15 protein-coding genes are annotated in these 15124 nt (G+C 68.7%); 12 read left to right on the top strand and 3 right to left on the bottom strand.

The annotated features are described in order from the left end of the window. Positions 1–15 precede the first annotated feature (15 nt). Complete coding sequence (locus tag AC099J_RS04335) at positions 16–1017, top strand: tripartite tricarboxylate transporter substrate binding protein (RefSeq protein WP_479613987.1); 1002 nt, start codon at positions 16–18, stop codon at positions 1015–1017. A gap of 97 nt (positions 1018–1114) precedes the next feature. Beyond that, the gene (locus AC099J_RS04330; protein ID WP_479613986.1) at positions 1115–1366 is read left to right on the top strand and encodes a hypothetical protein; all 252 of its coding nucleotides are present in this window, start codon (positions 1115–1117) and stop codon (positions 1364–1366) included. Here AC099J_RS04330 and AC099J_RS04325 read toward each other — a convergent pair. Further along, the gene (locus AC099J_RS04325) at positions 1357–2160 is read right to left on the bottom strand and encodes an IclR family transcriptional regulator (RefSeq protein WP_479613985.1); all 804 of its coding nucleotides are present in this window, start codon (positions 2158–2160) and stop codon (positions 1357–1359) included. The two genes, AC099J_RS04330 and AC099J_RS04325, sit on opposite strands and share 10 nt — an antisense overlap. Positions 2161–2376: 216 nt before the next feature. Here AC099J_RS04325 and AC099J_RS04320 point away from each other — a divergent pair, with 216 nt between their 5' ends. The 9 genes from AC099J_RS04320 to AC099J_RS04280 all read left to right on the top strand — a co-directional run bounded on the left by AC099J_RS04320 (position 2377) and on the right by AC099J_RS04280 (position 11775). Beyond that, positions 2377–3225, top strand: coding sequence for a fumarylacetoacetate hydrolase family protein (locus AC099J_RS04320; protein ID WP_479613984.1), 849 nt, complete (start codon positions 2377–2379; stop codon positions 3223–3225). Positions 3226–3259: 34 nt separating this feature from the next. Beyond that, positions 3260–4762: a bifunctional 3-(3-hydroxy-phenyl)propionate/3-hydroxycinnamic acid hydroxylase MhpA gene (gene mhpA, locus AC099J_RS04315; protein WP_479613983.1), complete on the top strand. Its 1503-nt coding sequence runs from the start codon at positions 3260–3262 to the stop codon at positions 4760–4762. Positions 4763–4809: 47 nt separating this feature from the next. Continuing rightward, positions 4810–5778 (top strand): Bug family tripartite tricarboxylate transporter substrate binding protein, encoded by a 969-nt coding sequence (locus AC099J_RS04310; RefSeq protein WP_479613982.1) that lies wholly within the window; start codon positions 4810–4812, stop codon positions 5776–5778. 75 nt (positions 5779–5853) lie between these two features. Continuing rightward, the gene (locus tag AC099J_RS04305) at positions 5854–6405 is read left to right on the top strand and encodes a VOC family protein (protein WP_479613981.1); all 552 of its coding nucleotides are present in this window, start codon (positions 5854–5856) and stop codon (positions 6403–6405) included. Positions 6406–6415: 10 nt separating this feature from the next. Next, positions 6416–6850, top strand: coding sequence for a PaaI family thioesterase (locus AC099J_RS04300; RefSeq protein WP_479613980.1), 435 nt, complete (start codon positions 6416–6418; stop codon positions 6848–6850). A gap of 203 nt (positions 6851–7053) precedes the next feature. After that, positions 7054–8205, top strand: a complete 1152-nt coding sequence (locus AC099J_RS04295) for a sensor histidine kinase (protein WP_479613979.1) — start codon at positions 7054–7056, stop codon at positions 8203–8205. A 270-nt stretch (positions 8206–8475) separates the two neighbouring features. Then, a complete protein-coding gene (locus AC099J_RS04290; RefSeq protein WP_479614412.1) occupies positions 8476–10617 on the top strand; it encodes a catalase in 2142 nt (713 codons plus the stop codon). 24 nt (positions 10618–10641) lie between these two features. Continuing rightward, complete coding sequence (locus AC099J_RS04285) at positions 10642–10953, top strand: hypothetical protein (protein ID WP_479613978.1); 312 nt, start codon at positions 10642–10644, stop codon at positions 10951–10953. Positions 10954–10959: 6 nt separating this feature from the next. Beyond that, complete coding sequence (locus tag AC099J_RS04280; RefSeq protein WP_479613977.1) at positions 10960–11775, top strand: DUF2243 domain-containing protein; 816 nt, start codon at positions 10960–10962, stop codon at positions 11773–11775. Between the two features lie 73 nt (positions 11776–11848). Here the strand turns inward: AC099J_RS04280 and AC099J_RS04275 are convergent, their stop codons facing one another. After that, a complete protein-coding gene (locus tag AC099J_RS04275; protein WP_479613976.1) occupies positions 11849–12094 on the bottom strand; it encodes a hypothetical protein in 246 nt (81 codons plus the stop codon). Positions 12095–12306: 212 nt separating this feature from the next. Here AC099J_RS04275 and AC099J_RS04270 point away from each other — a divergent pair, with 212 nt between their 5' ends. Beyond that, positions 12307–14727: a PAS domain-containing hybrid sensor histidine kinase/response regulator gene (locus AC099J_RS04270; RefSeq protein ID WP_479613975.1), complete on the top strand. Its 2421-nt coding sequence runs from the start codon at positions 12307–12309 to the stop codon at positions 14725–14727. A gap of 69 nt (positions 14728–14796) precedes the next feature. Here AC099J_RS04270 and AC099J_RS04265 read toward each other — a convergent pair whose 3' ends face one another. Beyond that, the gene (locus AC099J_RS04265; protein WP_479613974.1) at positions 14797–15123 is read right to left on the bottom strand and encodes a hypothetical protein; all 327 of its coding nucleotides are present in this window, start codon (positions 15121–15123) and stop codon (positions 14797–14799) included. Position 15124: the final 1 nt, after the last annotated feature.

Genomic DNA, 15124 nt, shown 5'->3' with positions numbered 1-15124 from the left:
ACCCCACCACTCACCATGGCCCACATCCTCAACTCCACCCTACCCATGCTGCGCAACCTGCTTCCCTGTCTCCTGGCGTTGGCCAGCGCATTCGCCCAGGCCCAAGGCGGCTACCCATCGAAGACGATCACGCTGCTGGTGACCTACCCGGCCGGCGGCCAGGCCGACGCGATCGCACGTGTGTTGGCACCAGCGCTTCAGAAAGAGCTGGGGCAGACGGTCATCGTCGACAACGTCGGCGGGGTCGGCGGCTCGCTGGGGGCGCTACGCGTGCTGGCGGCGCCGACCGACGGCCACACGCTGCTGCTGGGCACGCCGATCGAGCTGGTCCAGACGCCGATGGCCGTGGCCAGTGCGCGCTACAAGGCTGAGGACTTCCGCATGGTGGGGCCGATCGGCAGCACCTACATGATGATGGCCGTGCGCCCCGACTTGCCCGCCGCCACGGTGGCGCAGGTGGTTGCGCTGGCAAAGAAGTCGACCGCCAAGGAACTGAGTTTTGCCAGCGTGGGCCGGGGCTCGGCTTACCACCTGGTGGCCGAACGCTTTGCGCAGGACGCAGGGGTCAAGCTGCTGCACGTGCCGTACAAGGGCGCGCAGCAGGTGATCACGGACCTGGTGGGCGGCCAGATCGACATGGCCTTTCTGCCCATGGCTGGCCCCGTCCCTGGCATGCTGCAAGCGGGCAAGCTCAAGCCGATCGGGTACGCGGCCCCGGTGCGCCACGCCAAGTTCCCCCAGACGCCGACGATGGACGAGAGCAAGCTCGTTCAGGACTTCAACTTCGACCTCTGGGCCGCGCTGATGGTGGCCAAAAGCGTGCCCGAGCCCGTGCTGGCCAAGCTGTCCGGCGCGCTGAACCAGGTGTTCAAACAACCCCAGTTCTGCCAGAGCATTGCGGCCATGGGCGCGCAGTGCGCCGATGCCACAGATCTTTCCAAGGCCTCCGTCTTCTTCGCCTTGGAGATAGCGCGCTACCAGCGGATCGGCAAATCGATCAACCTGCAGCCCGAGTAGCACCCGCCCCCCACGCAGAGAGCGAGATCGTGCATGCATCTGCACGCGCGGGCCCCAGCCGCACGGCCCAGCGCCTTGCATCTGCATCGCTGGCGGCTTGCTCGGCGTCAACAAGGCACTGGCAGCAGGCGCCGAAGCGCCGGTGCTGCTCATCACGTCGCAGACCGAGCCCATCCTGACGCCGATCACGATGCTCAGCGCCCGCTACAAGCCGGAGGATCTGCGCTGCGTGGCGCTGACGGGCATCGCGCCGTACGTGGGGAACGCGACCACCTTGCGACCCGTGTGGCTGCGCACATGGACAGGGGCGGGCCGCATGGCCAGGGCGGCGCCGCGCGATCACGCCTGATCCAGGAGTGGGGACGCCGGGCTTGCGGGGCCCGGAGCTGCGGGAAACTGCGTCCCCTGCGCGATGCGCGACTGGATCTCTTCTCTGGCCCGCTCGAGCAGCGATCTCAGTCGGCGCTCGCCGACCTGCTCGACAAGGTCCGACTGACCGACGAGGGCGAGCGCGGCGGCGATGTCGCCATCGGCATCGAAGATCGGCACTGCCGCTGCCGAGACTCCGGCCTCCAGTTCGCCACGCGACCAATAGAGGCCCTCCCTGCGGATCTCGGTGAGTCGCGCCCGAAACCTGGTCCAGTCGACTCCCAGGCCGGCAGCCACCGCCTCGGCCGGGTGCGCTTGGAAGATCCTGACCACACGGGGCCGCGGCAGGTGGGACAGGATGACCTTCGGCGCCGCACCCAGGAACAGCGGACGTGGCCGGCCGCGGCCGTAGCCGAGCCGCAACGTCGGGTCGATGCTGGCGCGGTAGATGTCGACCAGCTTGTCGCCGAAGATCGTTGACAGCACGGCATCGAGCCGTGCCTTCCTGGCCAGCTCGTCCATCACCGGCACGGCGGCCAACAGCACCGGATCGCTGCGCCGCAGCTGGTAGTCCAGCTCGATGATGCGCGGCCCCAGCGAGTAGCGCCCTGCCGACACCTTGCGCAGGAAGCCGGCTTCGACCAGGTCCTTGACGTAGCGGTAGCCCGTGGCCCGGGTGTAGCCGAGCGTCTCGTTGATGTCGTCGGTGTGCCAGACCGGGTGCGCCTCGCCGAACAGGTTGAGGATGGCGAAAACCCGTGCCGGGCTGGTCATGGTCGTTGTTCTTCCGTGGCTTGAGGGACTCGTTCGATGGCGTGGCCGATGGCCATTGTCCCTGCTCGGCCCGCCAGAGGGCTGGCGGACCGGGACGCAGTGGCCTCTATAAATCCCAAATAGTGCGATATAGGGAAAGTACCAGGGTTGAGCTGCCTGCAGGAAGTTGGTACGATAATCTCATTATTTAAGATTTAACTTCAAAGTGAGGCAGCAATGAAATTGGTCAGTTTCGAACGGCAGGGCAAGGCGGGGTTCGGGCTTGTCGTGGGTGACGGGGTGGTCGACCTGGGTGCGGCATTGGGCGGGCGCTTCGCCGACCTGAAGGCACTGGTGGCCGGCGATGCATTCGGTGAGGCGCGCAAGCTGGAGGGCAGGTCGCCGGACTTTGCGCTCGCCGATGTCGTCTTGCTCCCGGTGATTCCCAATCCGGGCAAGATCTGGTGCGCCGGGCTCAACTACGCCGACCACGTGCAAGAGACCGGCCGGCAGGTCACCGAACAGCCGATGTTCTTCCTGCGCGTGGCCGACTCGCAGGTCGGGCACGGCAGCGCGATTCCACGCCCGCCCGAATCGGTCAAGCTCGACTACGAAGGCGAAATCGCGGTCGTCATCGGCAAGCGCGGGCGGCGCATCGCCGAGGCCGACGCGTGGAGCCACATCGCCGGCTACGCCTGCTACAACGACGGTTCGGTGCGCGACTGGCAGATGCACACCCAGCAATGGTGCCCAGGCAAGAACTTCTGGCGCACCGGCGCATTCGGGCCGTGGCTGGTCACCGCAGACGAGATCGCCCCAGGCGCGCTGATGACGCTGGTGACGCGGCTGAACGGCGTCGAGGTCCAGCGCGCGACCACCGCGCAGCTGATCCACAGCATCCCGCGCCTGATCGCCTACGCCTCGACGGTCGCCCCGCTCGAACCGGGTGACGTCTTCGTCACCGGGACCCCCGGCGGCATTGGTGCCAAGCGCAACCCGCCGCTGTGGATGAAGGCCGGCGACGTGGTCGAGGTCGAGGTCGACCGGATCGGGGTGCTGCGCAACCCGATCGTCGACGAGGCCTGAAGCGTCCGGTCCCAGCCGATCCGAGGAGCCACTCATGTCTTTGACATCGAACCCGCCGCTGAATGACCTGTACGACGTGGTCGTGGTCGGCCTGGGTCCGGCCGGCGCGACGCTTGCCAACCTGCTGGCACTGCGCGGCTTGTCGGTGCTGGCGCTCGACCGCGAGGCCGACATCTATCGCCTGCCCCGTGCGATCCACTTCGATGGCGAATGCATGCGCGTCTTCCAGACCGTCGGCATCGCCGATCGGCTCTTGCCCGGTCTGGTCGTGGCGCCAGGCATGAAGTTTGTCGCTGCCGACGGCGAACTGCTGCTCGACTGGACCCGGCCCACCGGTATCGGGCCGCAAGGTTGGCAGGCCAGCTACCGATTCCATCAACCGACACTCGAGGAGCAGCTGCGCGCGCAGCTCGCCGGCCACCCGGTCGTGGACATCCGGCTGCGCCATGAGGTGTTCTCGATCGAGCCCGGCGCAAACTCGGTCACGCTGCGGCTCGAAGACACGCGCAGCGGGCGGCTGCTGCGCACCGCGGCGCGCTATGTCGTCGGCTGCGACGGCGCACGGTCGACGGTTCGCCGCTTCATGGGCACCGAACTCGAGGACCTGAAGTCGCACGAACGCTGGCTGGTCGTCGACCTGATCCTGCGTCGTGAGCGGCCCGACCTGGGCGACCACAGCATCCAGTACTGCGACCCGGCCCGCCCGGCGACCTATGTGCGCGGGCCGGGCCAACGCCGGCGCTGGGAACTGATGCTGCTGCCTGGCGAAGACGCGGCGGCAATGTGCCAGCCCGAAGCGGTCTGGCGCCTGTTGTCGCGCTGGATCACCCCCGACGATGCGGTGCTCGAGCGGCCCGCAGCCTACACCTTCCACTCGGTGGTCGCGCGCGGCTGGCGCAGCGACCGCCTGCTGATCGCCGGCGACGCCGCGCACCAGACGCCGCCGTTCATGGGCCAGGGCATGTGCGCCGCGATCCGCGACGTTGCCAACCTCGGTTGGAAACTCGCCGACGTGATCACCGGCAGGGCTGCGGACGAATTGCTCGACACCTACGAATCCGAGCGCTCGCCGCACGTGCGTGAGTTCATCGAGACAGCCGTCCGCCTCGGCGGCGTGATCCAGACCACCGACCCGCAAGCGGCGCGCCGCCGCGACGACGAGATGCGCGCGTCTCGGCAGGTCTTCACCACGCCGTCGCCACGGCTCGGGCCCGGGGCCTACGACGGCTGCGAGGCCGCGGGCCACATCGGCGAGCAGCCGCTGCTGGCCGACGGCGCGCGCCTTGACGACCGGGTCGGCTACCACTTCACGCTGCTGGTCGACCCGGCCTGGCAGGTCGAAGCCGGTAGCGACCGTGTTGTCGTCGTGCGCGCCGACTCTGCCGCGGCCCGGGGCTGGCTCGATCGCCTGGGGGCGCGCGCCGTGCTGCTGCGCCCCGACCGCTACGTGGCCGGTGTGGTGAGCGACCGTGCCGATCTCGCGCGCCTGATGCGCCTGGCCACTGGCGCATCTTCGCCAAGCCGGGGCGCTGCCTGAGCGCAGGCGCACCGCCTGCCCACGCTGACCCACCGAAGGACCCCACCATGCTCAAGATCGCCCTCGCATCGCTCGGCCTGCTGGCCGCCCTCGCCCCGCTGGCCGCGCACGCGCAGCCGTACCCAACACGACCGATCTCCATCGTCGTGCCGTTCCCGCCAGGAGGAGCGGCGGATGCGTCCACCCGCATCGTGGCGCAGAAGCTCGGTGAAGCATTGAAGCAGACAGTCATCGTCGACAACCGGCCCGGCGCCGCCGGCCAGATCGGCGCCAGCTTCGTCAAGCAGGCGCCGGCTGACGGCCACACGCTGTACCTGGCCAACATCGGCTCGCACGCGACCAACAAGGCGCTGTACGCCAAGCTGTCGTACGACCCGGACAAGGACTTCGTGCCCATCGTCGGTGTGGTCAAGATCCCGCAGCTGCTGGTCGTGCCCGCGACCAGCCCGGTCCGCAGCGTCCAAGAGCTGATCGCTGCGGCCAAGGCCAAGCCCGGCGCGATCAGCTATGCGTCGCAGTCGGTCGGTGCCGGCGGGCACATCGCGGCCGAAATGCTGCGCGCGAAGAACGGACTGCAGCTGAACCACATTGCGTACAAGGGCTCGGCACCGGCGCTGCTGGATCTCGTGGCCGGACGGGTGGAATTCATGTTCGACGCGATGCCATCGTCCCTGCCCTTCGTCAAGGACAAGCGCCTGCGGGCGCTGGCGATCGACGCGCCGAAGCGTTCGCCGCTGTTGCCGGACGTGCCGACGCTGGTCGAACTGGGCTTCGTGGGCTACGAAGCGAGCCCCTGGTTCGGGCTGGCGGCACCGGCCGGCACGCCCCAGCCTGTCGTCGACAAGCTGCAGGCCGACGTCAATGCCGTGCTGCGCCAGCCCGAGGTCGTGGCGCGCCTGGGCGACAGCGGCGCCGAGCCGATCGGCGGCACGTCGAAGGACTTTGCCGAGCTGATGAAGTCCGACAGCGACCGGCTCGGCCAGGTCATCAAGGAAGCCGGGATCCGCCTGGATTGACACGGCCGCGAACCCGCGAACCGAAGCCCCACCCATCACCACCGGCCCGCGATCTGCGGGCGCGAGGAGCCTCCCATGACCCGACCCGGTCTCGAATTCAGCCACGTCGGCCTCTACGTCAGCGACATCGCGGCGATGGAGCGGTTCTACACCCGCGTTCTGGAGTTCACGGTCACCGACCGCGGCCAGTTGCCGGGCGCGCAAGGGCCGATGGATCTCGTGTTTTTAAGCCGCGACCCCGACGAGCACCACCAGATCGTGCTGATCACCGGCCGCCCGCAGCAGCTCGAGTTCAACGTCATCAACCAGCTATCGCTGAAGGCCGACAGCCTGGCCACGCTGAAGGAGATGCACCGCCGCGTGCAGGCCGAGGGCATGCGCGACATCACGCCGGTGACCCACGGCAACGCGTTGTCGATCTACGTGCGCGACCCGGAGGGCAACCGGCTGGAGCTGTACATCGACCTGCCGTGGTATGTGTCGCAACCGTTGCGTATCGCGGTCGACCTGAGCCCGGCCGACGAGGTCATCATGGCCGCCGCCGAGGCCCATGCGCGCTCGCTGCCGGGCTTCAAGCCGCGGTCCGAATGGCGAGCCGAGATGGCACGCCGCATGGGTCTGGCCTGAGGGTATGGCGATGGGCGACATCCGTGACGGCTGGTTCTGGCGCATGCAGCGCGGCGAAGCGCCGCCCCCGCCCGTGGCCGCGCTGCTGGGCCAGCGCATCGTCGGCGTCGATCTCGATGCGGGCCGGCTCGATGCCGAGTTCACGGCCGCGCCCGAGTTCGCGAACCCGGCCGGCCACGCGCAAGGGGGCATGCTGGCCGCGATGCTGGATGCGCTCACCGCCACCATCGTCGACGCCACGCTCGCGCCGGGCGAACGGGTGGCGTCGCTCAACCTGAACGTTTCGTTTCTGCGGCCGGCCCGGCTCGGCGCGTTGAGCGGCACCGCGACCCTCGTGCGGCGCGGCCGCAGTGTCGCCCACGCCGCCGCCGAACTGCAGCAGGACGGAAAGCCCGTGGCCACTGCCACAGCAGTCTGCTCGATCGTCGCGGCAGCCGCGGCGTGACGGAGCGTTGAATCCAACCCCTGGAAACAGGCACCGATTCGCTGCACTGTGTTCCACCGCCTTGCATTGGCTGCGGGCTGCGCATGCCGGGCACACCACTCGGAACGGCCGCCTCCATCGCGCCACGGTCCTACGCGCGCTTGCGCGCCTGCGTGCTAGGGTGATTCACGCTGTCGCCGATGGCCCCTTCACAAGGTGATCCCATGCCCACCGACAGAGCCTGCACCAGCCTCGCAGAATTCATCACCCAGAACCTCGAACCCATCCTGCAGGACTGGGAAGATTTCGCCCGCTCCCTCGTGCCGCTGGCAGGTCTCGACCGGGTCACATTGCGCGACCATGCGGAGGCCATGCTCGTGGCCGTGGTGCAGAACATGACAGCACCGCAGACCGAATCGGACCGCAGCGAAAAGGCCAAAGGGAACGAGCAATCCGATTCGCTGACGGACGCGGCCGAGAGCCATGCCATCGCGCGGTTGGAAGACAACTTCACCCTCAACCAGGTGACGGCGGAGTTCCGTGCGATCCGGGCGAGCGTGCTGCGGCATTGGTCGCGCACCCTGCCGAGCACCAGCGCCGATGTCGAGGACGTCATGCGTTTCAACGAGGCCATCGACCAGGCGGTCATGGCGTCGATTGCGCGCTACTCCACCAAGATCGACGAGTCGCGCGCGGTGATTCTGGGCGTGCTGGCCCACGACCTGCGCAACCCGCTGAGCGCCATCTCCGTCGGCATGCAGTACATCCTGCGAACCGACTCTGCCGACGCCGCCACGATGAAGGCAGCCGTTCGCGCCCAGCGCAGCGTGCAGCGCATGGATGGGCTGGTGCGCGACCTGCTGGACTTCACGCGCGCCCGCATGGGCCCGGGGCTGCCGGTACGGATGGAAACGGTGGACATGGCGGTCCTCTATCTGCGCACGATCGACGAGGTGGAGGCGGCGCACCCCCACCGGCGCATCCGCTTCGACAGTGCCGGTGCGTTCGTGGGCGAATGGGACCCGGGTCGCCTCTCGCAGATGCTGGTCAACCTGGTGACGAATGCGCTGCACCACGGCACGGCGGATGGTGAAGTGCGCGTGACGCTGGCAGCCACCAAGGCCGAGGTCACGCTGGAGGTCCACAACTTCGGGCCGGCGATTCCTGACTGCACGCGTCAGGACATGTTCATGCCGCTCAACCGCGCCATGCAGGACCGGCGCGGCACGCCGGTCGAATCGTCCGGCCTCGGGCTGGGTCTGTACATCGCGCACCAGATCGCCCTGGCACACCAGGGCACGCTGAACGTGACCTCGACCGAGGCCGAAGGCACGACGTTCACCGTGCGGCTGCCCCGCCACCCCAAGCCCCGTTGAACGCATGCCGCGCTGCGTGATGCAGTGCGGCGGCCGGCCCCGGGGCCGGCGCAACCCCCTGCTGTGGGACAGGAAACGAGCGTTGTCTGCGCGTTGTCTTACGCCCAGGTGCCGGCTGCCGCATGACGATGCGAGACCAGGCCCGGCGCTGCCAGACGAAAGACTCCCATGAACGATGACAAGCAGACCCCAGTTGCCGATGCAGCGGCAGTCGAACCGTCGAGGCGGCGCTTCCTGGGCACCGCCGGCATGACCACCGCCGGCGCGGCCATGGCACCGCTGCTGATGGGCGCCGCCGCGCAGAACGCTCCCAACGCCCCCAGCGCTGCGGCCGTGAAGCCCGTGGACAAGGCGGCGGATCTGGCGACGGAGACCTCGGTCGACACTGGCCAGCTCCTCACGAGCAACCACGGCCTGAAGATCTCCGACAACCAGAACTCCCTGCGCGCCGGCCGACGCGGGCCGACCTTGCTGGAAGACCAGTTGCTGCGCGAGAAGATCACGGCGTTCGACCACGAGCGCATCCCCGAGCGGGTGGTGCATGCGCGTGGCGCGGCGGCCCATGGGGTCTTCCGCGCCTACGCCTCGCAAGCCAGTCTCACCAAGGCTCAGTTTCTGAACGACACCAGCCTCACGACGCCGGTGTTCGTACGCTTCTCCACCGTCGCGGGATCGCGCGGGTCGGCCGACACGGCGCGTGATGTGCGCGGCTTCGCCACCAAGTTCTACACGCAGGAAGGCAACTACGACCTGGTGGGCAACAACATCCCGGTGTTCTTCATCCAGGACGCGATCAAGTTCCCGGACCTCGTGCACGCGGCCAAGCCGGAGGCGGACCGCGAGATCCCGCAAGCCTCGACCGCGCACGACACCTTCTGGGACTTCATCTCGCTGATGCCCGAGTCCACGCACATGATCATGTGGATCATGTCGGATCGGGCCATCCCGCGCTCCTACCGGATGATGGAAGGCTTCGGCGTGCACAGCTTCCGGATGATCAATGCGCAGGGCGTCAGCCGCTTCGTGAAGTTCCATTGGAAGCCTCTTTCAGGCGTGCACGGCCTGGCGTGGGACGAGGCGCAGAAGCTGGCGGGCAAGGACCCGGACTTTCACCGCCGCGACCTGGCCGACGCCATCGACGCCGGCAACTACCCGGAGTGGGAACTGGGCGTGCAGGTGGTCGAAGAAGCAGACGCGACGCGCTTCGGCTTCGACCTGCTGGATGCGACCAAGCTGCTCCCGGAAGAGCTGGTGCCGGTGCGTCCCATCGGCAAGATGCAGCTCAACCGCAACACGGACAACTACTTCGCCGAGACGGAGCAGGTCGCCTTTCACACCGGCAACCTGGTGCCGGGGATCGATGTGTCCGACGACCCGCTGCTGCAGGGCCGGATGTTCTCGTATCTGGACACGCAGCTCACGCGGCTGGGTGGCCCCAACTTCCACGAGATTCCGATCAACCGGTCGGTGTGCCCGATGCACAACATGAACCGCGATGGCTTCCATCGGCAGACGATCGCCAAGGGGCGCATCAACTACGAGCCGAGTTCGATCGATGCGCCGCCGATCCGCGAGGTACCGGCCGCGCAAGGCGGGTTCGCCAGCTTTCCCCAGCCTGTGAACGGGCCCAAGGTGCGCCACCGTTCCGAGACCTTCGCAGACCACTACTCGCAGGCCACGCTGTTCTGGCAAAGCCAGACGCCGGTGGAGCAGCAACACATCGTGGAGGCGCTGCAGTTCGAGCTGGCCAAGGTCGCCGTACAGGCGGTGCGCGTGCGCATGCTTTCCAACCTGGTCAACGTGGACCGCAGCCTGGCAGACCGCGTGGCGCAGGTGCTGGGCATCCCGGTGCCGCCGGCCAGTGTGCGCGTCGGCGACAAGCGCTATGCGCCCTCGCCCAAGCTGAGCATGATCGCGCGCGGCAACCCCAAGAGCGTCGTCAGCCGCCAGGTGGCGTTTCTGGCGGCCGATGGGGTCGACATCGCCAGCCTGCAGGCCATGAAGGCTGCATTGGTCAAGGCGGGTGCAGCGGTGAAGGTGCTGTCGACACGCCTGGGCACGTTGAACGGCGCCTCGGGCGGCACGGTGCCCGTCGACCATTTGATCGTGACGATGCCTTCGGTGGTGTTCGATGCGGTGGTGGTGCTCGGCGGCCCGGCCAGCGTGGCGCAGCTCAAGGGCAACGGGGACGCCGTGCACTTCGTGCGCGAGGCGTTCAAGCACGCCAAGCCGGTGGCGGCGCTGGCGGAGGGCAGCGACTTTTTGACGGCAGCCGGTGTGCTGCCGGCCGGCGCCAAGCCTGCGGGCGTCTCGACGGGCACGGAGCTGTCTGGCGTCATGGCCAGCTTCATGGACGACCTGGGCGCCCACCGCCGGTGGGACCGCGTGACCAGCAGTGCCATGGCGGCCTGAACCTTTAGAACCCCGGAGACATCGATGACCTCACCCAGCCCAGCCCATACCGACAACCCCAACATCGACGCCCGTCCGGTGGTCGAAAAGGGTGCGACCCGCCCCAGCGCCACGCACGCCGTCGTCGATGGCGAAGTCGCGCCACGGCTTCCCCATGAGCGCGACGAGTCGTCCGACAGCGGCACCGGCGAGCCGACCGAACGCATGCGCCAGGCTGCTCGGGACGTGGAAGCCGGCCATGCCGATGAGCCGCGCGGGCCAGCCACGCAGGAGCATTACAGCGACCTGACGGAAGACGCACAGTTGGAGGCGAAGGGCGACACCAAGCCCGACTGACGCACGATGACCACCGCGCTGGGCCGATCCGCCGCGTTGCTCGGCCTCGCGCTGGGCGGCTTCTTCGACGGGATCCTGTTGCACCAGATCCTGCAGTGGCACCACCTGCTGAGCGATGTGCGCGCGGCGGCGCTGCAAGACCTGCGCATGCAGATCCTGGCGGACGGCATCTTCCATCTCGTGATGTATCTGGTGGCGGCCGTGGCGATGGTGGGGCTGTGGCGCTCACGCCGCGCGCTGCATCACCAGGGCGCTGCGCGCTGGGTGTGCGGCTCGGCGCTGGCCGGGTTCGGGGGCTGGCACATCCTGGATGCCGTGCTCTCGCACTGGCTGACGGGCATCCACCGCGTGCGTGGTGACGCTGCCGACCCGCTGTTCTGGGATCTGCTGTGGTTCGGCGTCTTCGGGCTCTTGCCGCTGGTCGCCGGGCTCTGGCTGCGGCGCGCCTCTGCGCCTGGGCCCGGCGCGGGCGGACCAGACGGCAACACGCCGCCGCAGGGTGTGAAGCCTGCACCCGCGGCGACCGCACGTCGGGCGCTGGGCGCTCTGGTCATCGTGACCTTGGGCGCAGGCACAGTCGCCACGACATGGCCTGCGGGCGACCAGCCGTCGCTGGTGGTGTTCGGCCCAGGAACGAGTGGCGCACAAGCATTCAATGCGGTCGCGAAAGCGGATGCGCGCGTGCTGTGGGCCGACCGCAGCGGTGGCGTGTGGCTGGTCCAGCTGCCCGCACGCGACACCGCCTGGCAGCTGGTGCGCAATGGCGCCTGGCTGGTCGGCGGATCGTGGGCCGGCTGGGGCTGCGCGAACTGGACCCGCTGACCAAGCGGCTCGGGCCAGCGGTCAAGGCGCGGATCCCGCGGTGTGCGGCAAGCCCGCCCTGGATGCGGCTGAACTAGCGCGGCTCCTTGTTGGTTTCAGGGTGCTTGTTGCCGTGCAGATTCAACGGCACGGAATCGTCGTGCTCTGCGGCCTCTGCATCCTCTGCCTTGTCCTGCATGCGCTCTGTAGACGCCGGGCCGTCCACCGGCTCGCCCAGCGCGTTCGTGGTGGTGCCGAAGGCTTTGGCCCCTCCTACGTTGTCGACGCCGCCATCGGTCATCGGGCGCGTGCCACTGCCGGTCGGGTTGCTGGAACTCATCGCGATCTCCTTGAAACTTGCAAGCGGTATTGCCTACGCCCTGAGCTTGACGCCGCGGCGCGAAGCCCAGGTAGGACGCCGCCGCCCCAAGGGGTGCGCCGACGGGCTGCAGTCCATGGCCCCCGCGCCAGTGCCCGCGCGGGCTGGCGCTGCCGTAGCAGCTCAGCGATACTCATTCGGAGGGCCGTATCGCGGCGCAGGGGGGACCGAACATGCTTGTCCTGGAGCCTGCCCTGTACCTTGTGACAGGGTTCTGTGCATTCGGTGCGTTGGGCCATGTGGCCGACTACAACCTGCCGCGAATGCGCGGGCCCCAGGTGCTGCTGGCCCTCTTGTGCGTGTTCGTCGTCGCTGGCAATTTCGCTGCACTGCGCGTGCTGTCGGCCACCGGGCTGGATGTGTTCCTGCCGGCGTCGCGCTTCAATCTGGCGATGGTCGGCGCGGTCTATCTGTGCGTGCTGTGGTTCATCGCGCTGTACACCGGCGTGCGGCCGCGTTGGGTGGTCCTTCCGATCAGTGCGGCACTGCTGGTGGTCTGGGCTCTGAACTGGTTCGCGCCGCACACGCTGCAGTTCAGCGCGCCGCCCACGCTGCAGCAGGTCGCGTTGCCCTGGGGCGAGCACTGGACGCGCGCCGCCGGCCCGTCGCATCCCGGCGCGCTGGCGTTCACGCTGACCTTGCTCGCGTTGATCGGCTACGGCGTTCATGCGCTGCGGACGATGGAGCGGCGCCCCGGTGCCGGCTGGGTGGCGCTGGGGCTGGGGATGTTCGCGCTCAGCACCGCACTGGCCATGCTGTCCCGCTTCGGTGTCGTCAACATCCCGCCGCCCGGTGCCTTCGTGCTGCCGCTGATGCTGGTGGCCTTCAGCCTGGCACTGCAGACCGAGGCGCGGGCCCTGCTGGCACTCAACCAAATGCTGATCGACCAGCTGCCGGCCAACATTTACGTGCGCGACCTCGCCGGACGCTTTGTGTTCGTCAACCGCGCCTACGCCCGCGCCAACGGCGTCGAGGTCGCGCAGGTGCAGGGCCGCTCGCCCGAAGTGCTCTGGCCCGGCGGCCATGGCGCCGGCCTGCTGGCGCGCGACCGAGAAGTGCAGCAGGCGATGCGGCTGGTGGAGATCGAGGAGGAGCGCCAGATCGAGGGGCGTCGGTGCAACTTCCTGACACAGCGCTTTCCGATCCGCCTGCCCAATGGCGCCATGGCCGGTGTCGCCGGCATTTCAGCCGACATCACGGAGCGCAAGGCCATGGAACTGGCGCTGCGCGAACTGTCGGCCGACCTGGAGCGGCAGGTAGACGAGCGCACGCGCGATCTGCGCGAGCAGGCGCAGGACCTGCGCGTGGCCAAGGAGCGTGCCGAAGAGGCCGCGGCCAGCAAGGGCCGCTTTCTGGCCAACATGAGCCACGAGATCCGCACGCCGATCAACGCCATCATGGGCATGGGCCACCTGGCGCTGATGGGCGCGGTGGATGCGCGCCAGCGCGATCAACTGCACAAGATCCAGCGCGCGGCGCAGCACCTGCTGGGCATCCTGAACGACATCCTGGACTTCTCCAAGATCGACGCCGGCAAGTTGGACATCGAGACCATCGACTTCGAACTCGAACAGGTGCTGCAGAACCTGTCCAGCGTGGTGGCCGGCAAGGCAGCCGCCAAGGGCCTGGACTTCATCGTCACCGTGGAGCCGGACGTGCCCATGCAGCTGCGCGGCGACCCGCTGCGCCTGGGCCAGGTGCTGATCAACTACGCCACCAACGCGATCAAGTTCACCGAGCAGGGGCGGGTGCGGGTGCGCGTGTGCGTGGCAGCCCGAGGTGCCGATGACGTGCTGCTGCGCTGCGAGGTGCACGACAGCGGCATCGGCCTCACGCGCGAGCAGATCGGCCAGCTGTTCCAGAGCTTCTCGCAGGCCGATGGCTCGACCACGCGCCGCTTCGGTGGCACCGGCCTGGGCCTGGCCATCAGCAAGAGCCTGGCGGGGCTGATGGGCGGTGAGGTCGGCGTGGAAAGCACGCCGGGCCTGGGCTCGCAGTTCTGGTGCACGGTGCGGCTGCGCATCGGCACGGCGGCGCTGGCGGCCAGCGGCCCTGACCATAACGACCCGGCGGCCTACACGGCGCTGCGCGGCCTGCATGTGCTGCTGGCCGAGGACAACGACCTGAATCAGGAGATCGCCTGCGAGTTCTTGCGCGAGGTGGGCATGACGGCGGATGTGGCCGCGAACGGCCGCGAGGCGGTGGCACTGGCCACGCCCGCGCGCCACGCACTGGTGCTGATGGACATGCAGATGCCGGAGATGGACGGCGTGCAGGCCACACGTGAGATACGCCGCCGGCACGCGCCCGCGCAGCTGCCCGTGATCGCTATGACAGCCAATGCCATGGCCGTCGACCGCGCGCGCTGCATGGACGCCGGGATGGACGACTTCCTGACCAAGCCGATCGAACCGGGCGACCTGTGGCGCTGCCTGCATCGCTGGCTGGCCGACCGCCCGCCGGCCGGCGCTGCGACGGCGGACCTGGCCCCCGCAAGGATGGCCAACGCCGTCGCCCGCGCACCAGAGCCGTTGGGCGCGGCACTGACACCGGCGGGCGCTGCGACGCCCGCGCCCGCGCCTCAGCAGGTTTGAACATCCAGCGCACCGGGGCTGCGCCGAGACGCTGGAGTGACGGGGAGCCGTGACGCGAAGGTCAGCGGATCAGCGCTGGTTCGGGCCTGCCAACAGGTGCGCATCGCAGCCGACACCGGCGGCAATCCAGCGCCGGGCCAGCGGCGCCAACCAACGCGCGCCCAGCACCTGGGCCGGATCGCTCAGCGCACCGCACAGGTAGCGGCCCTGCGCCTCGTCCCAGCGCAGCGCGCTACAGGGGCCGTGACGGCGGCGCGACAACAGCATGCCCAGCGGACAGGGCTCGCTCAAGCAGCACAACCCGCAGCCGTTGCAGGGCGCGCCGAACTCGGGCTTGGCCGGCGCGTGCGGGTGCACGTGCACGACCTGCCAGTCGGGGTTGGGGGGTGCGGGCATG

The sequence above is a fragment of the Rhodoferax sp. RT4P68 genome, from assembly GCF_056521305.1.
This window is presented reverse-complemented; position numbering and strand designations above follow the sequence as displayed.